The organism is Parafrankia colletiae, from assembly GCF_001854655.1.
Classification (GTDB): Bacteria; Actinomycetota; Actinomycetes; order Frankiales; family Frankiaceae; genus Parafrankia; species Parafrankia colletiae.
Genome location: NZ_MBLM01000002.1, coordinates 349,462 through 371,353 on the forward strand (window position 1 = coordinate 349,462; position 21,892 = coordinate 371,353).

18 protein-coding genes are annotated in these 21,892 nt (G+C 72.8%); 8 read left to right on the forward strand and 10 right to left on the reverse strand.

Going from position 1 to position 21,892, the window contains the following annotated elements; all coding sequences use genetic code 11:
• Position 1: 1 nt before the first annotated feature.
• The 3 genes from CC117_RS01555 to CC117_RS01565 all read right to left on the reverse strand — a co-directional run bounded on the left by CC117_RS01555 (position 2) and on the right by CC117_RS01565 (position 3,740).
• Positions 2-2,131, reverse strand: coding sequence for a protein kinase domain-containing protein (locus CC117_RS01555; RefSeq protein ID WP_071081895.1), 2,130 nt, complete (start codon positions 2,129-2,131; stop codon positions 2-4).
• A 74-nt stretch (positions 2,132-2,205) separates the two neighbouring features.
• Positions 2,206-3,315 carry an SDR family NAD(P)-dependent oxidoreductase gene (locus CC117_RS01560; RefSeq protein ID WP_071081896.1) on the reverse strand — a complete coding sequence of 370 codons (1,110 nt, stop codon included), beginning with the start codon at positions 3,313-3,315 and terminating at the stop codon, positions 2,206-2,208.
• The gene (locus CC117_RS01565; protein ID WP_018640323.1) at positions 3,315-3,740 is read right to left on the reverse strand and encodes a nitroreductase/quinone reductase family protein; all 426 of its coding nucleotides are present in this window, start codon (positions 3,738-3,740) and stop codon (positions 3,315-3,317) included. Before CC117_RS01565 ends, CC117_RS01560 begins: the two co-directional genes overlap by 1 nt.
• A gap of 203 nt (positions 3,741-3,943) precedes the next feature.
• On the opposite strand from CC117_RS01565, the gene CC117_RS01570 reads away from it, so the two are divergent.
• The 4 genes from CC117_RS01570 (at position 3,944) to CC117_RS01585 (ending at position 9,311) form a co-directional block, all read left to right on the forward strand.
• On the forward strand, positions 3,944-5,521 hold the full coding sequence (locus CC117_RS01570) for a kelch repeat-containing protein (RefSeq protein ID WP_071081897.1): 1,578 nt from the start codon (positions 3,944-3,946) through the stop codon (positions 5,519-5,521).
• A gap of 129 nt (positions 5,522-5,650) precedes the next feature.
• Positions 5,651-6,328, forward strand: coding sequence for a DUF6629 family protein (locus tag CC117_RS01575; protein WP_071081898.1), 678 nt, complete (start codon positions 5,651-5,653; stop codon positions 6,326-6,328).
• Between the two features lie 14 nt (positions 6,329-6,342).
• Positions 6,343-8,808, forward strand: a complete 2,466-nt coding sequence (locus CC117_RS01580; protein ID WP_071081899.1) for an alpha-amylase family glycosyl hydrolase — start codon at positions 6,343-6,345, stop codon at positions 8,806-8,808.
• A gap of 38 nt (positions 8,809-8,846) precedes the next feature.
• Positions 8,847-9,311 carry an NUDIX domain-containing protein gene (locus CC117_RS01585; RefSeq protein ID WP_071081900.1) on the forward strand — a complete coding sequence of 155 codons (465 nt, stop codon included), beginning with the start codon at positions 8,847-8,849 and terminating at the stop codon, positions 9,309-9,311.
• Between the two features lie 31 nt (positions 9,312-9,342).
• Here CC117_RS01585 and CC117_RS01590 read toward each other — a convergent pair whose 3' ends face one another.
• The gene (locus CC117_RS01590) at positions 9,343-10,599 is read right to left on the reverse strand and encodes an ABC transporter substrate-binding protein (protein WP_084131238.1); all 1,257 of its coding nucleotides are present in this window, start codon (positions 10,597-10,599) and stop codon (positions 9,343-9,345) included.
• A 529-nt stretch (positions 10,600-11,128) separates the two neighbouring features.
• On the opposite strand from CC117_RS01590, the gene CC117_RS01595 reads away from it, so the two are divergent.
• The gene (locus CC117_RS01595) at positions 11,129-11,572 is read left to right on the forward strand and encodes a nitroreductase family deazaflavin-dependent oxidoreductase (RefSeq protein ID WP_071081901.1); all 444 of its coding nucleotides are present in this window, start codon (positions 11,129-11,131) and stop codon (positions 11,570-11,572) included.
• Positions 11,573-11,588: 16 nt separating this feature from the next.
• Here CC117_RS01595 and CC117_RS01600 read toward each other — a convergent pair whose 3' ends face one another.
• Positions 11,589-12,470, reverse strand: coding sequence for a LysR family transcriptional regulator (locus CC117_RS01600; RefSeq protein ID WP_071081902.1), 882 nt, complete (start codon positions 12,468-12,470; stop codon positions 11,589-11,591).
• Between the two features lie 343 nt (positions 12,471-12,813).
• On the opposite strand from CC117_RS01600, the gene CC117_RS01605 reads away from it, so the two are divergent.
• From CC117_RS01605 to CC117_RS01615, 3 genes are read left to right on the forward strand one after another with little or no spacing between them, the layout of a single operon-like run.
• Positions 12,814-13,635 (forward strand): alpha/beta hydrolase, encoded by an 822-nt coding sequence (locus CC117_RS01605; protein ID WP_071081903.1) that lies wholly within the window; start codon positions 12,814-12,816, stop codon positions 13,633-13,635.
• Positions 13,632-15,497 (forward strand): rhodanese-like domain-containing protein, encoded by a 1,866-nt coding sequence (locus CC117_RS01610; RefSeq protein WP_071081904.1) that lies wholly within the window; start codon positions 13,632-13,634, stop codon positions 15,495-15,497. Before CC117_RS01605 ends, CC117_RS01610 begins: the two co-directional genes overlap by 4 nt.
• Positions 15,494-16,870, forward strand: coding sequence for an FAD-binding oxidoreductase (locus CC117_RS01615; RefSeq protein ID WP_071082053.1), 1,377 nt, complete (start codon positions 15,494-15,496; stop codon positions 16,868-16,870). The genes CC117_RS01610 and CC117_RS01615 overlap by 4 nt, the downstream gene beginning before the upstream one ends.
• A 104-nt stretch (positions 16,871-16,974) precedes the next feature.
• Here CC117_RS01615 and CC117_RS01620 read toward each other — a convergent pair whose 3' ends face one another.
• The 5 genes from CC117_RS01620 to CC117_RS01635 all read right to left on the reverse strand — a co-directional run bounded on the left by CC117_RS01620 (position 16,975) and on the right by CC117_RS01635 (position 21,792).
• A complete protein-coding gene (locus CC117_RS01620) occupies positions 16,975-17,286 on the reverse strand; it encodes a hypothetical protein (protein ID WP_071081905.1) in 312 nt (103 codons plus the stop codon).
• 381 nt (positions 17,287-17,667) lie between these two features.
• Positions 17,668-17,829: a hypothetical protein gene (locus CC117_RS37800; protein WP_198541683.1), complete on the reverse strand. Its 162-nt coding sequence runs from the start codon at positions 17,827-17,829 to the stop codon at positions 17,668-17,670.
• A 251-nt stretch (positions 17,830-18,080) separates the two neighbouring features.
• Positions 18,081-19,445, reverse strand: a complete 1,365-nt coding sequence (locus CC117_RS01625) for an NtaA/DmoA family FMN-dependent monooxygenase (RefSeq protein WP_071081906.1) — start codon at positions 19,443-19,445, stop codon at positions 18,081-18,083.
• On the reverse strand, positions 19,442-20,668 hold the full coding sequence (locus CC117_RS01630) for an LLM class flavin-dependent oxidoreductase (protein WP_241829726.1): 1,227 nt from the start codon (positions 20,666-20,668) through the stop codon (positions 19,442-19,444). The genes CC117_RS01625 and CC117_RS01630 overlap by 4 nt, the downstream gene beginning before the upstream one ends.
• Entirely contained in the window at positions 20,662-21,792 is a 1,131-nt protein-coding gene (locus CC117_RS01635) for an LLM class flavin-dependent oxidoreductase (protein ID WP_071081907.1), read from the reverse strand. The genes CC117_RS01630 and CC117_RS01635 overlap by 7 nt, the downstream gene beginning before the upstream one ends.
• Between the last annotated feature and the right edge of the window lie 100 nt (positions 21,793-21,892).

Here is a 21,892-nt window from a genome sequence, read left to right on the forward strand (position 1 = left end):
GTCACGGACTGGCGGCCCAGTGGACGGGCCCACTGGCAGGTCGTTGGTCGAGTTCGCGTTCGCCCGTGCGGTCCGGGTTCATCACCCAGACCGGGCCGGACGCCGCGAAGAAGTCGGTGTGTCCGGCGTCCCGGACGAAGACGAGAGCGCCCTGGGGCGACCAGGTGGGATGCCAGGATCCGGGGCCGGCGGCCTGCCGCAGTCCGCTGCCGTCCGGTTTCACCAGGTAGATGCCGCCGCTCGACAGGCCGAAGGCGATCATGCTGCCGTCGGGAGACCAGGCCGGTTCGACCGCGCCGGCACCGGGCACCGGCGATCCCGTCAGCTTACGGACGGCGCCGTCACCGACCGACAGGATGTACAGCGCCTGGTCGCCGCCGCGGCGCAGCACGATCGTGTCGGGCTGGGACCAGGCCAGGTCGTACGCATCCGTGAGGTCGGCCAGCAGGCGGCGGCCGGAGCCGTCGGCGTTGACCGTGAAGACCCCGCCGGTGTTGCGGGTGTAGGCGAGGGTGCGGCCGTCCGGGGAGAACACCGGGCTGTCCGACGAGCTGTCCGGTTCGTCGGTGATCTGCCGGGGGTCGGAGCCGTCCGGCCGGACGCTGATGATCTCGCCGTCGACGCCGGAGTAGGCGACCCGTCCGGCGTCCGGGGACAGGGTCGGGCTGTCGCCCGTGCCGATCTGCCGCTCGCCGCCGCCGGGGTCCACCACGAAGATCGGGCTGTCGTTGATCGGGCCGCCGTCGTGCCGCCTGAACACCCGCCAGCCACGTGCCTCGGCCAGCGAGCCGTCGCCGACCTGCAGCAGGACGGTGCCGCCCCGCTCGACCCGGGTGCCCGCGACTGGTTCGGTGCCCAGCACCCGGCCCCGCTGACCCAGGCCGCTCGGCCGGGGAACCCGCTGCACCGTCAGCCCGGCGCGCTCCAGCCCGGTGGCGATCTCGTCGGCGTCCTGCTCCCGGTAGTCGGTGAGTATGACGGCCGACCCGGGCCCGCGGCCCGGGTCGGCCGTGGGGCCGCCGGATCCGGCCGTGACCGGCCCGCCACCCCCGCCGGCGGGCGGGCCGGCGTCGCGCTGGCCGAACGGATCCAGCAGCAGCGTCGTGGTGACGGCGGCGGCCAGYAGCGCCAGCGAGCCCAGCGTGACCAGCAGGGCGACGACCGGGCGCCGCGACCACCGGGCCGGTGCCGTGGCACTGCCCGCGGCTTCCGGCGTCCGGGTGGTGCCCGCCGCCGGCGACGGGGTGAGAGGGGGCGGCGGCGGGTGTGAGGGCGGCGGTGGAGAGGCCGGCGGGACGACGCGGTGGCCGCCTTCGGCCAGGCGCAGCAGGAGAGCCGCCGCGGTGGGACGGGCCGCCGGGTCCTTGCTCATCGCCTGCCGGACGAGCGGAAGCAGTGCCGGGTCGAGACCGGTGAGGTCAGGCTCCTCGTAGACCACCCGGAACAGGATCACCGGCGTGGCGGCCTCTCCGTACGGCATCCGCCCGGTCGCGGCGAAAAGGATCACCCCACCCCAGGCGTAGATGTCGGCGGCAGGCGTCAGCGGACGTCCCAGCGCCTGCTCGGGGCACATGAACGCCGGGGTGCCCAGGATGCCGCCCTCGCGGGTGTACAGGGATGTCGTCTCCAGCGCACGGGCGATCCCGAAGTCGATGACCCGGGCGCCGGACGAGGACAGCAGGATGTTGCCCGGTTTGAGATCCCGGTGGATCAGGTTCGCGCTGTGGATCGCGGTCAGTGCGCTCGCCACCGCCACCGCCAGCCGCTCCAGCTCGGACGGGGACAGCGGGCCGCCGCGGCGGACGTGGTCGGCCAGGGTGGGTCCGTCGATGAACTCGGTGACCAGGTAGGGCTCGGCCCCGTCGGTGTCGACGTCGAGCACCTCGGCGGTGCAGAACCGGGCGACCCGGCGCGCCGCCTGCGCCTCGCGCAGGAACCGGGCACGGAACTCCGGATCCCGGGCGAACTCCCGCCGGATGGCCTTCACCGCGACCGGGCGCCCGTCGCCGCCGCGGCCGAGGTAGACCGTGCCCATCCCGCCGGCGCCGAGCCGACCCACGAGCTCGTACCCGCCGATCCGGGTCGGGTCGGCCTCCTCCAGCGGCGCCACCCGGGCAGGGACGTCCGCCATCAACGCTCCCCACCTTGTCCGCCGTGGTCAGAGTCCGCCGGAGTCAGAGTCCGCCGGAGTCAGGTCCGCCGTGGTCAGCCATTTCCCAGTATGCCGGCCCGGCGCCGGGCTCGGCGGGCCGGTTTCTCGCCGGGTGCCGTGACCGGCGCCGGAGTCTGGGCTCCGTCCGCGCCCGGGCCGACGCCGAAGTCGTAGGTCACGCCGCTGAGGCGCTCGGACTCCCGCCACAGTCGGCGCTGCTGCTCGGCGTCGCGGGCCCGGGAGCTGGACCGCGCGGCGGCGGGCAGGCCGGTGCTCCCGAACCAGCCCGACGGTCCGTAGTAGTCCCCGCCGCGGGCCGTGGTGTCGGTGGCGGCGCGAAGCGTGGCCAGCGCCCCCATCTGCGGACTCTGGATCAGCCACGACATCACGGGCGCGGCGCGGACGCCGAGGAACACACGGGCCGGCGGGGCGAGGTTGCGGGTGAGGCCCGTCCGGGCGATGCCGGGGTGGGCCGCCACTGCGAGGGTCGGGGCACCGGCAGCGGCCAGCCGGCGGTGCAGCTCGAAGGTGAACATGAGATTCGCCAGCTTCGACCGCGGATAGTGCAGCCGCGGCCGCGACGGGAGCCGGCCACCCGGCCCCGCGGACCGGGGTGCCTCCGGGGAGACCCGCGGAGCCGGCAGGCGGGCCAGCCCCTCCAGGTCGGCCCGGCCGACGAGGTGGACCAGGCTGCTCACCGTGACGATCCGGGACCCCGGGCTGGCCAGCAGCCGGTCGAGCAGGAGACCGGTCAGCGCGAAATGCCCCAGGTGGTTGACGTAGAACGTCGGCTCGATGCCGGCGGCGACAGCGGCAGCGGCGGAGAGATCCCGCTGCGGTCGCATCAGTCCGGCGTTGTTGATCAGCAGGTCGAGGCGGGGGTGGGCCGCGCGGAGCCGCCCGGCCGCGGCCTGCACCGACGCCGGCGAGAGGAGGTCCAGCTCCTCGATCCGGACGTCGGCATCCGGCACGCCCTTCCTGATCCGTGCAGCTGCCTGCTCGGCCTTCGTCAGGTCACGGCAGGCCAACACGACCGTCGCGCCGCGCTCGGCGAGGACCGCCGCCGTCTCGAAGCCGAGGCCGGAGTTCCCGCCGGTGATCACGGCCGTGCGACCCCGCTGGTCCGGCACGTCGGCGAGCCCCCAGCCGGCCTGGGCGCGCATCAGCGCGGCTCGACCAGGACCAGCGGGATCACCCGCTTGGACCTGGCCTGATAGTTCTCGTACCAGCGGGTGTCGGCCACCCGCGGCCACAGCCGCTCCCGCTCCGCCGGCGTCGCGACCCGGGCGTGCATCGGCTGCCACGCACCACCCCGGAGCCGGACGTCGACGTCCGGATGGGCGCAGACGTTGTGGTACCAGTCAGGGTGCCGGTCATCACCGGCGCGCGACGCGACGAGAACGATCGCTCCGCCGTCCCGCAACGGCGAGGTGAGCATGATCGTGTGCCGGTTGCCGCTGCGGCGCCCGGTCGTCGTGAGCTCCAGGACGGGCATGCCGCCGGCGCGCCAGCCAAGCCGGCCGCGGGTCGCCTTCGTCAGGAGTCTGTGCGTCGCGTTGAGGGCCTTGAACCCGCGCTCGCTCACCATGCCTGGAGCCTACGGCGCAGGTGGGAGCACCGATTGTCGCGTGGCCGTCGCAGGCACCCGCCTCGGGTGACCCACCGAAGTCACGCACAGGAATGACTACTCTCCGGAGCACCGGGAAGACCGTGCGTGCCTGTCACGAGTGTCATCGCGACGACGTCCACCCAACGGTCCGGTCCCGCTCGGGGCCTCGGAGGGGGAAACCCATGAGCTGGTCACGAACATCCCAGCGCTGTGCCTCACGCGCGTTCGTGCTGACCGCCACACTGACAGCAGCCCTGGCGATGCCGGCGCTGCTCGCCCCGGGCGCGGACGCCGCGCCAGGCGCCACACCCACCCGGTCGGCGACCCCGACGGCATCGCCGACCACCAGCCCAACGCAGTCGGGCACCCCGACCGCCAGCCCGACACAAACAGGGACTCCGACCGCCAGCCCGACACAAACAAGCACTTCGACCGCCAGCCCGACGCAGTCGGGCACCCCGGCGCCTGGCGGGGCCGCCGGCGCCACTCCTGGCAGCGCGRCCGGCAAATGCCCCACACTGCCGGACGTCTCCGGGCCGCTGCGCAGCTGGGACGCCGTCGCCGACCTCCCGGAGGCACGCACGCACCTCGCGACGACCACCGCCTGCGACGGCCGCATCTTCGCCCTCGGCGGCGAGACTTCCGCCGGCGCCGGCGGCGCGGGCTCGACGGCGACACCGTCCGCCACGCCGTCGGCGAGCCCGACCGCGACCTCCCCCACGGCCACCTATACCCCGACGGCCACCCCCATCACGCCCACCGGCTCCGCCAGCCCGGGCGAAAGCCCCGGCGTACGCCTGACGCCGGCCGCGTACAACAACGGCGGCCTGCCGACCGAGACACCCGACGACCTCTCCGCCGGTGTGCCGGGCGGGACGTCCCCCACCAGCACCACCAGCCCCACCAGCTCTGCCAGCCCCACCAGCTCCGCCAGCCCGACCAGCTCCGCGTCGGCGAGCCCGAACGGCGGCGCGGGCACGCCGGTGAGCACCGTCCAGGTCTTCGACCCGAAGGCCGGCACCTGGTCGGACGCACCGGACCTGCCGACGGCGCGCAGCCATCTGGCCGCCGCGACCGATCCGGACGGCAGGATCTACGCCATCGGCGGCCGTACTGCCGGTAACGGCGGCAGCGGCGGCAGCGCGACGGACACCGTCGAGGTCTACACGCCGTCGAGCGGCGACTGGACGACCGCGACGTCGCTGCCGAAGCCGATGGCCGACCCCAGCGCCACCCGCGGCACCGACGGGAAGATCTACGTGCTGGACGCCACGACACTGGCGATCTACGACCCTGCCAGCAAGGACTGGTCGACGGCCGCCGCCCCGCCGTCGGCGAACGCCGCTCCCGTCCTGGTGGGCCTGCCGGACGGGCGGATCCTCGCCGCGGGCGGCGTGGAGGGCGGCTCCGGCAAGCACCCCTCGTCCGACGCCTACGCCTACACGCCGGGCTCCGGTGGGTCGGGTGGCTCCTGGGCGGAGGTCGCCAGCCTGCCGACCGCTGTCTCCGACGCCGCCGGCGCGACCGGCCCTGACGGTCGTGTCTACATCGTCGGCGGCCAGGACGGCGACGGGGACGCCGTCGGCAGCACCCAGGTGTTCACCCCGGACGACGACAAGTGGTCCGCCGGCCCGAGCAGTGCGCTGGCGACCCGGACCGGTCATGGTGCCGCCACCGGTGGCGACGGCCACGTCTACGTGACCGGTGGCTCCTCCGACTCCGGCGCCCCGCTGGACACCACCGCGTCGCTGAGCCAGTGACCCGACCGAAGACGCACATCGAATGAAATAAGATCCTCTGTCGGCGCTGTTCCCTGTGGATGTCCATGGGGGACAGCGCCGACGCGCATGCCGGCCGCCGCCCCGCCGCCTGCTGCTGCCGGAGGGACGATGTGCTTCGCACCCGAGGCGGATGTCGTGGCGGCCGTCGCGATCGGCGCGGTGGGGGTCGACGCGCTGCGCCACGTCCGCGACCGCGCTGCCTGGCCGCTCGCGGCGCTCCCGGTCCTGTTCGCGGCGCACACGCTGACCGAGGCGTTCGTCTGGTGGGGGGTGCGCGGGGATTTCGTTGATCCTGGGGCCAGTGCGGCGACCCGGTCCGCCGCCACCGCGGTCTACCTGGCCTTCGCCTTCGTGATCCTGCCGGTGTACGTACCGGTGGTGATGCTGGCGCTGGAGCGCTCCCCGGCCCGGCAGCGGGCCGGCGCGGCGGTGCTCGCCGCGGGCGTGGTGTGCGCCGCCTGGCTGGCGGCCGCGCTGGTGACCGGGCCGGTGCGGGCACGCGCCGACGAGCACCACATCACCTACACGGTGGACCTGTGGGCGGGCAGCGTCCCGATCGCGCTGTACCTGGTGAGCACCTGCGGGGTGCTCCTGCTCTCCGGCCAGCCGTTCCTGCGCCGGTTCGGCGCGGTGAACCTGGTCGCGGTCGCCGCCCTCGCCTGGGTCTCGACCGCCGCCGTGACCTCGCTGTGGTGTCTGTGGGCCGCGGCGACCAGCGTGTCGATCGCCTGGCACCTGCGTGCCCGGGCCGGCGCTCCCGGACGTCCCAACCTCGCGGACAGGTGACATCCTGGACAAAGATGACGACAGAGCACGGCACCGACCCGCACGCGTCGGCCCCGCACACATCGGGCACCGTCCGCGTCGACTTCGTCTACCTGACAGGCACCGGACGGCCCATCGCGGACGAGGCGCTGCTGGTCGGCAGCTGGGACCAGGCCGGCCGCCCCGCCGTGGACTGGTCGTCCACCCCGATGGAGCGTTTCACCGCCCAGGACGGCTGCACCGCCTTCCGCGCCTCGGTCACCCTCGACGCCGCCACCGCGTGGACGGCCGACTGGGGTGTGACGCTGCTCCGTCCCGACGGTTCGCGGGTGTGGGGCATCCCCGCCGAGGTCGCAGACCCGCAGGCCACCACTCAGGTCCGCCAGATCCGGATCGCGCCGGACGGCGGGCCGGTGGCGCGGGCCGAGTTCCGGCTGGCCAGCCACCGTCACAACGGGGCGCGCCGCGTCATCCAGGGGCCCGGTGCGGAGGAGCGGATCCGGTTCCGGGTGTGGGCGCCACATGCCCGCTCCGTGGAGGTGGCCTTCGCCGGGCCGGGCGGCTACATCGCCGACGACGGCCACGGCGAGGACGAGCTCCTCACCCGGCTGCCGATGCGCCGACTGCCGGACGGCTGGTGGGAGGCCGCCGCGCCCGGCTTCGCCGACTGGGTCGGGCGCTGCTACGCCTACCGGGTCGTGCGCGACGACGGGTCGGTGGCCTGGCGGTCCGACATGTACTCGCTGCGCCAGGGCGGCACCGGCGACGTCGACCCGTGCGGTGCCCGCTACGGCGGGCTGGCAGCAGACCTCGACGGGGCCGTGAGCTGCTCGGTCGTCGTCGACACCCGCGAGGACGCGCGGTTCTGGGCGGACGAGTTCGACCCGGCCCGGCCTGTCCCACGCCGGGTCGAGGACCTGGTCATCTACGAGCTGCACGTGGGCGCACTCGGCTTCGGGCACACCGGCGCCGGCACCTTCGCCGACGCCCTGGCGTTCCTGGGCCACCTCACCGAGCTGGGCGTCAACGCCGTCGAACTGCTCCCGATGGCCGAGTTCAGCGGGACGCGGTCCTGGGGCTACGGCAGCTCGCACCTGCTGGCCGTCAAGCAGAGCGCCGGGGGGCGCGAGGCCCTGCGCGGATTCGTCCGGGCCTGCCACCAGCGCGGCATCGCCGTCCTGATGGACGTCGTCTACAACCACTACAGCCCGAACGCACAGCGCAGCGCCTGGCAGGTCGACAGTGTGGCGCCGAGCCGCAACATCTACTACTGGTACGAGGGCGCCGAAGCCGACCATCCGCACCCGGACGGTGGCTATCTGGACAACATCTCCTCCGGCTGGGCGCCGCGTTACCGCGACGAGAACGTCCGGGCGCTGTTCATCGCGAGCGCGGCGGCGCTGCTCGACGAGTTCCACATCGACGGGCTGCGGGTGGACCAGACCACCTCGATCCACGCCTACAACAGCCTGCATGCGGATGGCACCGCCGTTCCCGCGGCGAACATCGCCGGCCGCAAGTTCCTGCGCGAGCTGTGCCAGACGCTGCGCATCATCGACCCGCGGGTGATGCTCGTCGCCGAGGACCACTCCGGCTGGGCGGAGGTGACCAGGCCCGCCGAGGCCGGCGGGCTCGGCTTCGATGCCCGCTGGTACGCCGGCTTCTACCATCACCTGATCGGCGACGGCAGGAACGGGCACGGCCACGCCCGGCTGTTGCACACCGCCGGCAGCGGCCAGGGCGGTCCGCTGGCGATGGGCCAGTTCGCCACCGCACTCACCGCGGCGACAGACCACACAGTGGTCTACACGGAGAGCCACGACGAGGCAGGGAACGCCGAGCAGTCGGCCCGCAACATCCTCATCGCCGTCGACCACGCTCCCCTGCACGGCGAGACCGCCTGGTACGCGTACGCCCGCCTGCGCTGCGTCGCCGCACTCGCCCTGCTCTCCCCCGGGACCCCGATGTTCCTGATGGGCGATGAGCTGGGCGCGGCCAAGCCCTACCTGCATGACCGGTTCGCCGAGGCCAAGGAGGATCTCGCCGGGCTGCGGGCCGGCCCCGGTGCCGGGCTGTTCGCCTGCTACCAGGCCCTGGTCACGCTGCGGCTCACCCAGCCGGCGCTGCGCTCCCGGGCCGTGCAGATCGTCGGCACCGACGACGCGGCCCGGGTCCTGGCGTTCCGGCGCTGGGCCGGGGACGAGGAGTTCCTGGTGGTGGCCAGCCTGCGGGACGAGCCGGCCCCGGGGTTCACCCTGTCCCACCCGGCACTGTCCGGCCCGCGCTGGCGCCCGGTGCTGACCACCGACGCCGCACCGTTCGGCGGGCGGGCCGCCGGCACGGGCGGGCGGGCACTGTCACCCCGCGGGGACACCGTCCGGCTCGACCTGCCCACCCTCGCCGTCCAGGTGTTCCACCGGCGCGAGCGGCGCGGCCTTCTCGGCTGGTTCGGCCCGCGCGGCCGGCGCGGCCGGGGCGGCCGGGGCGGCTCCCGCCGATGAGGGCCCCCCGCGCGGGCCGGCCGGGGGAAGCTGGGCAGATGGAACGCTTCGTCTTCTGCTCCCGCGGCTGCCAGCACTGGGGCGCGCTCGGCGCGGCGGGTGTACTGCTGCGCGCGGCCGCCGCGGACGCCGCGGACGAGCCGCAGTACCTGCTCGTCCTGCGCCATCCACGGTCGCACCAGGGCGGCACCTGGGCGCTTCCCGGCGGCGCGCTCCTGCCCGGCGAGTCGGCGCTCGACGGCGCGCTGCGGGAGGCGGAGGAGGAGCTCGGGCCGCTCCCGCCGCACGTCCCCCGCGGGCTCGCGCCCGCCCATGAGTACGTCGACGACCACGGGGCCTGGGCCTACACCACGGTCGTGCTGAACGTGGAGACCGCGTTCGAGCCCGCGGCGGCCAACTGGGAGACCGCCGACTGGGCCTGGGTGTCGGCCAGCCAGGCGCTCGCGCTGCCGCTGCTGCCGGCACTGCGCGCGGCCTGGCCGGCCCTCACCATCCCCCGCTGACATCCCCCGCTGACGCTGCCCGCGCCGGGGCTCAGCCCGCCGCACGCAGCGGTTGCCCGCAGATCGGGCCGGTACCAACCGGCTCGAAGGCGTCACCGGCGGGTGAGAGGCGGACGAAGTCGGTGCACGGGTCCATCGCCCGCTCGGATGCCGAGAAGTCGATCTTCTGGTTGAGCAGACCGGCACCGTCGTAGGAGGTGATCCCACGCATGCCCTGGATGAACGACGCCCGCGTCGGGCACCCGTCCTGCGTCTCCAGACCGCGTACGAACATGTCCGCGGCGATGTAGCCGTAGATCGAGCTGAGCTGGGTGGCCGGCTGCATCTCCGGCGCGTAGGTGCTCATCGCCGACAGGTAGCTGGTCTGGGCGGGCAGCTTCCGCTCGATCGCGGTGAAGCCCACCGGAGCGTAGGTGCCGGCCAGCGCGCGGGCGGTCTCGGTGTTGAGCAGGCTCGCGTTGTAGGCCATGGGCGAGACTGCCACGGTGAACGGGCGCCCTGCCTCCGACGCCTTCGCCAGCGCGCCCGTGTAGATGTCGAAGAGGGTGAGCGAGATGATCGAGTCCGCTCCGCTGCGGACGATCCGGTCCACCAGCTGGGGGCTGTAGGTCGTGGCGTTGGTGTCCATGTACGCCACCCGGACGCCGGCCGCCTCCAGACTCCTGCGTGCCGCCTCGGCGTACAGCCGGGCCGACGTCGTGATCGACGTGGCGACGACCRCCGCGCTGGTGCCGCCCTGGGCGCTGACGAAGGTGCCCAGTGTCGTCGTCGCGTCCGAGTCGTCCAGCTGGTAGGCGAGCGGGAACATGTTGCTGTTGTCGGCCCAGATCGGCTCGTCCGCGACCCCCAGGACGGGAACGCCCTCCTCGTGGAGCAGCCCGGCGGACTCCTGGGAGTACGCCGTGTACTCCAGGACGGCGAACACGTTGTCGCGGAGCAGGTCACGAGCGGCCTGCACGTTGCCGGCCGGGGTGAACTTGTCGTCACGCCAGACCGTCGTGATCTGCCGGCCGTCGACGCCACCCGCGGCGTTCGCCGCCTTCAGACGGGCCTCGACGCCGAACCGGTAGCCGGTGAACTCCGGCGAGAGCAGGCCGGTGTCCGGGTACAGGATCCCCACCGTGACCTGGTCGTCCGTGACTCCCGGCGAGCAGGTGTCCGCCGTCGCCTCGACGCTGGTGGACCCCCCGGAGCCGCAGGCGGTGGCCATGACGGTCGTCATCACGGCCGTCACCACCGCCGCGCCGGCCGACTGCCGCCGACCGAACCTCTTCCCCAACACCAGCACAGATCCACCTTCCAGATTCCGCATCGTCCAGGAAAACGGACAGCGTTGCCCTCACCCGCGCGCCAGCCCGCACCAGATGCGGGTGAGAGAGCAGGAAGGTGCGCGTCCGGGCAGGCCCCGAGGCCTTGTCGACCGGGGCCGCCAACAGCTGGCAGAACGAACATACCGACCACCCGACTGCCCTCGACCGGACGGCCTCACCTAGCCGACCGGCAGGCCAGCCGGACCGCGACACCCACTCGGGCGGCCCCCTCAACCCCACCCAGAACTCACTAAAAGATCACAAGAAACACCATTGCTCGCAAACCTCATCGCCGCGTTGGCATCTCAACGCCAACCAGCGGAACTCCCACAACGGCCGTACCGCCCGGCCAGCACCCGACGCAGGCCGGGAGTAATGCGACATGCATCACCCGACAGCTCCCCCGTGGCCACACGACGGTCACAGCGGCGTACGAAGCCGACACTCCACGGGTTTCCCGTACGCCGGACGGGAAGGGGCTTCCTACCAGCGGTGTTGACTCACTGCATGCCGTTGACTGGTGAATACGAACCGAGCCCGAGCGAGTGGGTGCGCAAGCAGGTCGAGGAGTACGAGAGCTCCGGAGGGACCCACGGGACGGAGCTGCGCGGCGTCCCGGTGATCATCCTGACCACGGTCGGCGCGAAGTCGGGCAAGATCCGCAAGAGCCCGTTGATGCGGGTGGAGCACGACGGCCGCTACGCGGTCGTGGCGTCCCTCGGCGGCGCGCCGACACACCCGGTCTGGTACCACAACGTCCTCGCCCAGCCGCTGGTCGAGCTGCAGGACGGCCCGACCCGGCAGGACATGACCGCACGCGAGGTGACCGGGGAGGAGAAGGCGCTCTGGTGGGAGCGCGCCGTCGCGGCCTGGCCCGACTACGCCGAGTACCAGAAGAAGACCGACCGGGTCATTCCCGTCTTCGTGCTGGAGCCCGCCGGCGGCAGCTGACACCCGGCGGGGACGGTCAGGCCGGCGCCCGACTCGCCGCGAGCGTGTCGGCGACCGCCGCGGCGACCAGACGCGCCAGCCGCGGTGAGGCCCCGCGACGAAGGCGGACCTGCATCGGCTCCGGGGCGACCGCCGGCAGGTCCGCCCGCCGCTCCAGGCCCTGGGGCGGCGGGCCGACGTCCGCGAGCAGGGCCACCCCCACCCCGGCCCGGGCCGCGTGCAGCACCCCGGCGAGATACCCCGCCTCCCCCACCACCGACGCGGCGCGGCCGGCCCGGGCGAGGGAGGTCAGGGCCTGCGTGCGGATGGTGCACGGCTCGTCCACGGCGACCAGGGGCAGCGGGCGTTCCGGGGGCGGCACGTCCCAGCCAGGGGCCGAGTACCAGGCCAGCGGCAGCTCGCCCGCCGCCTGGCCCGCCGGGCCGCTGGCCGTGCCGACCAGGACGGCGACGTCGAGCGTGCCCCGGTCCAGCGCCTGGACGAGCCGCGCGCCGCGGTCGATACGGAACCTGATCTCCGCCCCCGGGAAGCCCTCCGCGAGGGTCTCCATCACCCGGGGGATCAGGTGGTCGGCGGCGTGCTCGGTGGAACCGACGGCGAGGGACGTCTGCGGGACGGGGGCACCGACCCCCAGCAGGTCGAGGGCGTCGTCGTGCACGGCGAGGATCCGCCGCCCGGCGGAAAGCAGCAGCTCGCCCTCCGGCGTGAGGCGGGCACCCCGGCCGGCCGGCTCGACCAGGGGCCTGCCCACGACCTTCTCCAGCCGGCGCACATGCTGGCTGACGGCCGACTGCGACACGCTGAGCGCCTCCGCGGCGCGGCGGAATCCTCCGCAGTCGGCGATCGCCACCAGGCTGCGCAGCGCAACCAGATCGAGCACAGGGGACACAGCAGCCATAATAGATGATCTATCACGATTACTGATCGTTTCGATCACAGAGCCACGCTTTACAGCCGCGATATTTCCAACCATCCTGATGGACATGCCGGGAAGAGCCCACCGGAGCAGGAGCGGGCTGTTGACGGGGAGCCCCGTCACCCACCTGACCCGCCGCCGGGTCGTCGACTTCGGTCGTGTCAGCTCGACCTGCTGTCGCGTTTCCTGAGTGCTCCGCGCACCCGACCGCGACCGCCCTCGACGCCGCCGCTGCTGCTCTCCCCTGTTCTCGGCCCCGGCCGGTCCGGGGTGCTGCCGCCTGCCCGGCGACGCCCGATCTCTCCCCACGACAGGACAGGCACCGATGACCTCCTCTCCGTTTGTCCAGGAAGCTCCCTCCGCCGCGGTCAGCGCGTGGGACAATCCGCCCGCGGTCGCCCCGCGCGGAACGGTGATCCTCGTCGCCGGCCGCGGGGAGCACCCCGGCGTGTACGAGCGGTTCGGTACCCGCGTCGCCTCCGACGGTTACAAGGTCCGCGTGGTCGGCGACCCCACCGCGGACGAGGCCGGTGTCCGGGCCCGGGTCCGCGAGCTGCTCGACGACCCCGACCTGCCGGGCCCACGGGTGCTGGCCGGCTCCGACGCGGGTGCGGCCTTCGTCGCCGCGCTGGCCGCTGCCGGCACCGGCGCGCAGAACCCCGTCGACGGCCTCGTCCTGGCCGGACTCCCGACCGGGGAGCACGCCGCCTCCGCCGGCAGCTGGGACAGCGAGCTCGCCGAGCGCACTGCCTGCCCCACCCACCAGTCCCGGCTCAGCAACGACCCGCAGGTCCGGCGCGGCTCGCTGCTCACCCCCGTCCCGGCCGACTGGTTCGCGGCCGCCGACCTCGGGCGTGTCCAGGTGCCGGTGCTCGCCGTCCACGGCGCGGCCGACCTGGTCAGCCCGGTCCGCGCAGCGAGGGAGAGCGTCGCGAAGGCCCCGTCGGCCGAGTTCGTGACCATCGCCGGCGGCCGGCACGACGCGCTCAACGACGCCACCCACCGCACCGCCGCCGCGGTCGTCGTCCTCTTCCTGGAACGCCTGCGTGACCTCGCCCTCGCCGCCGGCGAGCAGGGTGTGCCGGCGGCGCTGGCCGGGGTGACCGACCGGAAGCTCCCGGCGATCGCCGCCTGGGCGACCGCATGACCAGCAGGTACGTCATCATCGGCGCGGGCGCCGTCGGTGCCACGGTCGCCGCCCAGCTGTACGAGGCCGGCACGGACGTCGTCCTGGTCGCCCGCGGCGCCCACCTGGAGGCACTACGGGCCAGCGGGCTCCGTTACATCCGTCCCGACTCCGACCGGAAGATCCCCGTCCCGGTCGCCGGCGGCCCGGAGGACATCGACCTGCGGGCCGGCGACGTCCTGGTCCTGGCGACGAAGTCACAGGACTCGGAGGCCCTGCTGGCGGCATGGGCCTGGCGCCCCGTCGCCCCGTCGGGGACCGCCGCCGAGGCCCTCCCCGTCGTCCTCCTGCAGAACGGCCTGGAGAACGCCCGCACGGCGCTGCGCCGCTTCCACACCGTCGTCGACGCCGTGGTGATCATTCCCTCCTCCTACTCGACGCCCGGCGAGGTGGTCAGCCCGTCCGCGCCGCTCGTCGGAGCCTTCTACCTCGGGCTCGCCCCGCGCGGCACGAGCCCGGTGGTCGACCGCATCGCCGCCGACCTGCGCCTCGCCGCCTTCGCGGTGCAGGTCGTCCCGGACGTCGACCGTTGGAAGGCCGGCAAGCTGCTCGGAAACCTCGGCTACAACCTGGACGCCGCCTACCGGCCCGGCCCGGCCCGCGACGCCCTCGCCGAGGCGCTCGTGGCAGAGGCCCGCCAGGTGTTCGCCGAGGCGGACGTCGAGGTCACGGAGGTGATCGGCAACAAGGCCGCGCTCGACCTGTCCGGCCTCGTCCACCACGAGATCGCCGGCCACGCCCGGCAGGGCAGCTCGACCTGGCAGAGCCTGGCGCGCGGCGGCTCCGTCGAGTCGGACTTCCTCAACGGGGAGATCGCGCTGCTCGCCCGCCTGCACGGCACCTCGGCCCCGCTCAACGCCGGTGTGCAGCGCGACATCGCCCGGGTCGCCCAGGACGCGGCCGGCCCGGGTCTGCTCGGCGAGGACGCCGTCCACCGCCTGCTCGCCTCGGCGCGGCCGGCCGCCGGCTCCGGCGCCGACGTCGGCGCCGACGTCGTCCTCGTCGACGCGGCCACGCTGCACGCTGAACTCGTCGCGGAACAGCCACCGGTCCTGCTGGACGTCCGATGGGCCCTCGGCGACCCGCACGGGCAGGACCACTACCTGGCCGGGCACCTGCCTGGCGCTGTCTACGTCGACCTGGACACCGAGCTGGCCGCCCCGCCGACCCCGCAGGCCGGGCGCCACCCCCTGCCGACCGTCGCGGACCTGCAGGGCGCGGCGCGGCGGTGGGGCGTGCGCAACGACCGGCCGGTCGTCGTCTACGACGACAACGGCGGACTGTCCGCGGCCCGCGCCTGGTGGCTGCTTCGCTGGGCCGGACTCACCGACGTCCGCATCCTCGACGGTGCGCTCACCGCGTGGCGCGAGGCCGGGTACGCCCTGGTGCCCGGTGCTGTCACACCCGTGCCGGGTGACGTGGTGCTCGGTTCCGGTCACCTGCCCACCCTGGACGCCGACGCCGCGGCCCGGGTCGCCGGCGGCGGCATCCTGCTCGACGCCCGCGCCCCCGAGCGCTTCCGCGGCGAGGTGGAACCGGTCGACCCGCGCGCTGGCCACATCCCCGGTGCGGTGAGTGCGTCGACCGGTGACAACCTGGACGCCCGCGGCCGGTTCCGCACCCCGGACGAGCTGCGGGAACGCTTCGCGGCCTTGGGGACGACCGCGGGCGACCGGCCGGTCGGGGTCTACTGCGGCTCGGGCGTCACCGCGGCGCACGAGGTCGCCGCCCTCGCCATCGCCGGGGTCGCGGCCGCGCTCTACCCGGGTTCGTGGTCAGCCTGGTCGTCCGACCCGAACCGTCCCGTGGCCACCGGGCCGTGACGGACGTCCGACCGCCACCACTGCCGGACGGGCAGTGGAGCCGACAGGATGCGGTCGTCGACGCACACCGGCTCGACCGCTCCGGCTGGCAGCCGGAAGGACGCCCGCTCGGCGTCGCCTTCGCCCACAGCACCGACGACGTGCGCGCCGTGCTGCGCCACGCCTCCAGGTACGGCATCCCGGTGACGGTCCGGGGGGCCGGTACCGGTCTCGCCGGCGGCGCGGCCGCGCCGGACGGTGCGCTGATCCTCGACCTTCACCGGATGAACCACATCCGCGAGCTCTCCAGGACCGACCAGGTCGCCGTGGTCGAGCCCGGGGTGATCACCGATGACCTCGACCGTGCCGCCCGCGCGGTGGGACTCACCTACTCCCCCGACCCCGCGAGCTCCGCGATCTCCACGATCGGCGGCAACATCGCGACCAACGCCGGTGGGCTGCGGTGCGCCAAGTACGGCGTGACCCGTGAGTCGGTGCTGGGCCTGGAGGTGGTGCTCGCCGACGGCGAGATCATCCGTACCGGCCGGCGCTCCGTCAAGGGTGTCGCCGGCTATGACCTGACCAGCCTGTTCGTCGGGTCGGAGGGAACTCTCGGGGTGGTGGTCGGCGCCACCCTGCGGCTGCGGCCGGCGCCGGTCGGGACAGTCACCCTGGCCGCGTTCTTCGACTCCTTCGGCGCGGCGGTCGACGCCGTCACCGGCATCGCGGCGGCGGGGATCGTCGTGGCCATGGCGGAGCTGCTCGACGGCCCGACCGTCCGCGCCGTCGACGCCGCGACCGGCGGAAACCTCGCCCTTCGTGGGGAGACCCTCCTGCTGGTCCAGACCGACGGCCCCGGGGCGGGCCGTGAGGGTGACGCCGCCGAGGAGATCCTGCGCGGCAGCGCCCGGGACGTGCAGCGCTCGACCGATGAGGAGACCACCCGGCAGCTGCTGGCCGCGCGGCGGGYCGCCCTGCCGTCCCTCGAACGCCTCGGCCGGGTCCTGATCGAGGACATCGCGGTCCCCCGCTCCCAGCTGGCGCAGGCCGCGGCCCGCGTCGCGAAGATCGGTGCGGACACCGGCGTGCAGATCTTCACCATCGCGCACGCGGCCGACGGCAACCTGCACCCGATCATCGTGGTGGGCCGACCGGACGTCGATGGGCCCGGATCCGGGTCGGCCGCGATTCCCGCGGCGGCCTGGCACGCCGCCGAGCGGATCTTCCAGACCGCGCTGGAGCTCGGCGGCACCGTGACCGGCGAGCACGGGATCGGCGTGCTCAAGCGCCACTGGCTCGGAACCGAGCTCGGCGAGACGAACCTGCACCTGCAGCGCCGACTGCGCCGCGTGTTCGATCCGGCCGGGATCCTCGCGCCCGGACACGGCCCGTAGGTCTCGGCCGGACCAGGTGGCCACCCGCACTGCACGACTCGCTCGCCGCGGGTGGCCACCGGCCCTGTCACACGCTCAGCACAAGCGGTGTGGCTGGAGAGAGGCTATGCGCCGAAGCGCTGCCCCTGGATCCCCTGGAGGTTCTGGATGCCGATGCCCTGCCCGGCGCCGACGCCAGCCAGCTCCTGGAGACGGTTCTGGACGTAGCGCTCGCTGTGGTGGGTCTTGTCCGCGATCCGCGCGACCAGGTCGTTCACGTTGGTGGCGGCGTCGAGGTCAGCGGTGCTGACCTGCCCGAACTGGTCCAGGATGCTGTAACGGATCTGGCGCCAGTTCTGGCGCAGCTGACGCTCGATCTGCTGCTCGCGACGCTGCCGCTCCTGCTGCTGCTCCTGCCGGTCCTGCACCTGCGTCATGTTCCTGCCTTCCTGTCAGCGACTCATTTCCAAGATTGCTTCCGAACGCGCCGGACAGCGCGGCGAACGTTACCGCACCACTTGGCTGATCGCTTTGTAAGGCAAGGCCCGTGGAATGTTCTCCGGTTTCTACCGAAGAGGCCCCAGGAAAGCGGACAAAACAGCGAAGAAGTTTCTCCAGCTGGTCGCCGGGAGCTGCGGGCTGATCTGAAGTAGCGTTCCCCCCGCGCTTCTCCCGTGCCGACTCGAACAGGAGATCGAGAAGAATGGATCAGCAGCAGCACCAGCACCAGCACGTCGGGCGAAACCGTCGCCAGGAGCTGGCCGGCGCCGCTGCGGACGCCAGCCCCGCTTACCCCTTCGGAACCCGGTAGCCGCAGGTCACGTCGTGCCGAGCAGCACCCGGATCTCGAGAAGCCCGTCAATCAGCTCGCTCGTGGTCGCATCCCTTGGAAGCTGACGCAACTCCTCAAGCATCGCGTCCGTCTCCTCAATAGTCGGGATGCCATCGATCGACGCCGCCAACTCGACAATCGCGGCCATGTTCCTCCAACCGCCGGATCCGCGGCACGCCGCGGACCGTCTCCTCACGACAACAACAGGATGTCCGAATATACCTGCCGCAAGGTGACATTCCCGTTAACTAGCCATCGAGGTGATCGTCCTCCGGTCTCCCTCCGCCGGCTCCTGCCACTCAGCGTCAGAGCCCGGGTCGGTCAGGTGCACGGAAAAACGGTACGCACACACACGGCGTGTGCACCGTGATAGATACCCCGCCGGCCCGCAGCCAATCTTCAGAGCTGGCGGCCAGCGCCTGCGCCGGTCCGAAGGCCGAGATGGTCGCGAAGCGTGGTCCCCTCGTATTCGGCGCGGAACACACCGCGTTCCTGTAGCAGCGGCACGACGGTGTCGGCGAACTCGTCCAGCCCGCTCGGGGTGATATGCGGCACGAGGATGAACCCGTCCGCCGCGTCCGCCTGGACGAAGCGGTTGATCGCCTCCGCGACGGCTACCGGGCTGCCGACGAAGGTCTGCCGACCCGTCACCTCGATGATCAGCTCTCGCGTGGTCAACGTCCGCTGCTCCGCGAGCTCACGCCACCGTCGGGCGGTCGCAAGCCGGTCCTCGTACATCCGCACGCTGGCGCGCCCCTGGGCGATCGTGTGCTCGCCGGGGAGCGGATCGACCTCGGGCAGCGGACCTTCCGGATCGTGCTTCTGCAGATCGCGGTTCCAGACCTGCTCCAGCAGCAGGATCGCGGTGGCCCCGCTCACCTGCTGGCGGCGCACCTCCGCGGCCCGCTCCTGGGCATCGGCGTCGGTGTCACCGAGTACGAAGCTGGCCGCCGGCAGAACGAGGAGGTCCTCCGGCCCGCGCCCATACCGGCCGAGCCGGCGTTTGACGTCGGCGTGGAACGCCCGCCCGGCGTCGAACTCGCTGTGCCGGCTGAAGATGGCGTCCGCGGACGAGGCGGCGAACTCCCGGCCCGCGTCCGAGTCGCCCGCCTGGAAGATCACCGGGCGGCCCTGCGGTGAACGCGGCACCGTGAACCGGCCACGGATGTCGAAATGGGCATCCGTGTGCTCAAACGATCCCGCGGCCGGGTCGGCGAGGAAGACACCCGACTCCTTGTCGGCGATGATGTCATCCGCCTGCCACGAGTCGAACAGTTCCCAGGCGGTCCGGAGGAACTGTTCGGCCCGCCCGTAGCGCTCGCCCTCCGGCAGGAAACCACCCCGCCGGAAGTTCTCGCCGGTGAACGCGTCCCAGGAGGTGACGACGTTCCACGCTGCCCGGCCGTCCGAAAGGTGGTCGAGGCTGGCGAACTGCCGGGCCACTTCGAACGGCTCGTTGAACGTCGAGTTGATGGTGCCGGCCAGCCCCAGTCGGTCCGTCACCGCCGCCAGCGCGGCGAGCACCGTGAACGTGTCCGGACGTCCGACCACGTCCAGGTCATGGATGCGGCCTCGCTGCTCCCGCAGCCGCAGGCCCTCGGCGAGGAAGAGGAAGTCGAACTTCGCCCGTTCCGCCGTCCGCGCGAAGTGGACGAACGACGCGAAGTCGATGTGGCTGCCCGAGCGCGGGTCCGACCACACGGTCGTGTTGTTGACCCCGGGGAAGTGCGCGGCGAGGTGGATCTGTTTGACCGGCCGGCTCACCGCACACCGCCCGTGGGGGCGTAGCGGTTGGCCGGGCGGTCGAGCCCCAGCCGGCCACGCAGCGTCGCAGCCCGGTACTCATCACGGAAGAGACCACGGCGACGCAGCTCCGGCACGAGTCCACGGGTGATCGCCCGCAGGTCCGTGGGAAGTACCGCCGGCCGGAGCTGGAAGCCGTCGATCCCGGAGTCGGCCCACTCCGCCAGGAGATCGGCGAGTTCCGACGGGGTGCCCACGAAGATCTGCGCGTCCGAGCGGAACTCCCGTTCCGGGCCGGACCGTTCGTCGAGACGTTGCCTGCGCTCAGCCGCCCGGCCACCGTCCTCGTCCAGAAACACCACGAGATCGGCGAAAAGCCGGGCTTCGGTCTCGGGTCGCCCCGCGGCAGCCCACTCGGCCCGTACCAGCGCACTGATCCGGGCCGCATCGCGCGCGTCGCGAGGTGTGACATGCACAAGATCCGCTGCTCGCGCCGCGAACCGGTACGGGACGGTATCGTGCGCGAGCGCGGTCACCAACGGCTGCCCCTGCGGCGGCCGTGGCACGATCGACGGCCCGCGCACCGTGAACCAACGTCCCGCGAAGTCGATGTAGTGCAGCTTCTCCCGGTCGATGAACCGTCCGGTGGCCACATCGCGGATCTCGGCGTCGTCCTCCCAGCTGTCCCAGAGGCGACGCACGACCTCCACGTAGTCCGCGGCCTCGTCGAAGAGCTCGGCCGCCGACTCCGCTGACCATCGGCCCGGCAGGTCGCGCCGCCCGAAATGTGCGGCGACGTCACCCGAGGCGGCGATCCTCACCCTCACCCCTGCCCGGCCGGCGCTCGCGAAGTCAAGCGTCGCGATGGCCTTGGAGATGTGGAACGGCTCGGTGTGCGTCACGACGATCGTCGGCACGAGACCGACACCTCGGGTGAGCGGAGCGACCCGGGCGGCGATCAGCACCGCATCAAGGCGGCCCCGGACCTCGTCGACCCGTCCGTCGGGTTCGTCGGGCTGGCCCCCGGCGGCCCGACCGGAGGACTGCAGCGCAAGCGTGTCCTCGATCGTCACGAAGTCGAGCCGCCCATGTTCCGCCTCCTGGACGAGCTCCGTCCAGTAGCGGCCGGAGAACAGCTCGCGCGGCCGGGCCTCGGGTTCCCGCCAGGCGGCAGGATGCCATCCGCATCCGTCCAGTGCGACGGCCAGCCCCACTCCCTCGACCACCACTCCCTCGGCTACCACTGACGCGACCACGCTTCAGCGAGCAGTTCGTAGGAACGCACCCGATCCGCGTGGGAGTGGGTGATGGTGGTGATGAGCAGTTCGTCCGCTCCCGTGACATCCCTGAGGACTCGCAGCCCGCGCACGACCGTCTCCGGCGAGCCGACGAACTGGGTGTCGAGGCGGTCCGCCACCGCGGCCCGCTCCCTGTCGGTCAGCACCATCGTGTCGGCCTCTTCCGGACTCGGAAACGGAATCGCGCCGCGACCCGTGCGGATACTGGCGACCCATGGCCCGTACCCGCTGGCAAGCCTGCGGGCGGTCGCGTCGTCCGGGGCCACCACAACATCGGCCGAGACCATCACCCAGGGCTGTGAGAGCACGCCCGGTCGAAAGGCCTTCCGGTAGGCCTCGACCGTGTCAAGCACGGTGGACGGCACCACGTGGTAGTTGGCTCCCAGCGGCAACCCGAGCTGACCCGCGGTACGTGCGCTCTCCCCCGCACTCGCGGCAAGGATCCAGATCTGAAGATCGGCACCGGCCGCAGCCGGCGCGGACACCGTCGTTCCGTCCGCCTCCTGATAGGTACCCGCCAGAAAGGCCTGGACATCCCGGACGAGATCGTCATAACCGTCGTCGGGAGCGTCTCGGAAGCCGACGAGCTGGAGCTGCCGACTCAGCCGCTCGATGTCGTAGGCGACCGCTGGCGGCGCGGGGATCAGCAGGCCGTCGACCACCCGCGATCCGGGTTTCGCTGCTTCCTTCGCCGCCTCCTTCCTCGTCGACCCGTTCGCCGCCGACGGCGCGACCCTGTCCTTGAGCCGACCGATGCTGGACCGGCCAAGTCCGAGATCGACTCGACCGGGGTGCAGATGCGCGATCGTCCCGAACTCCTCGGCGATGACGACCGCGGTGTGATGACCGGTCTGGACGGCCCCGGAGCCGACCCTTATGCGTTCGGTGGCCGCCGCCACCAGCCCGATCAGAACAGCAGGCGCGGCGGAGGCCACCCCCGGGGTCAGGTGATGCTCGGCCAGCCAGTACCGGCTGTAGCCGAAGCTCTCCGCGCGGCGCGCCAGATCAATCGTGTTACGCAGGGCCTCGGGCGCCGATGCACCGGAGGCAAGCGGCGCCAGATCCAACACGGAAAGCGGAACAGGGCCAGGTGAAGACAACGGGCCACCGCCCTTCAGTTACCCTTGGTAACTACACTTTGTCCAGCTAAGTAGTGAAGATACGATCCGG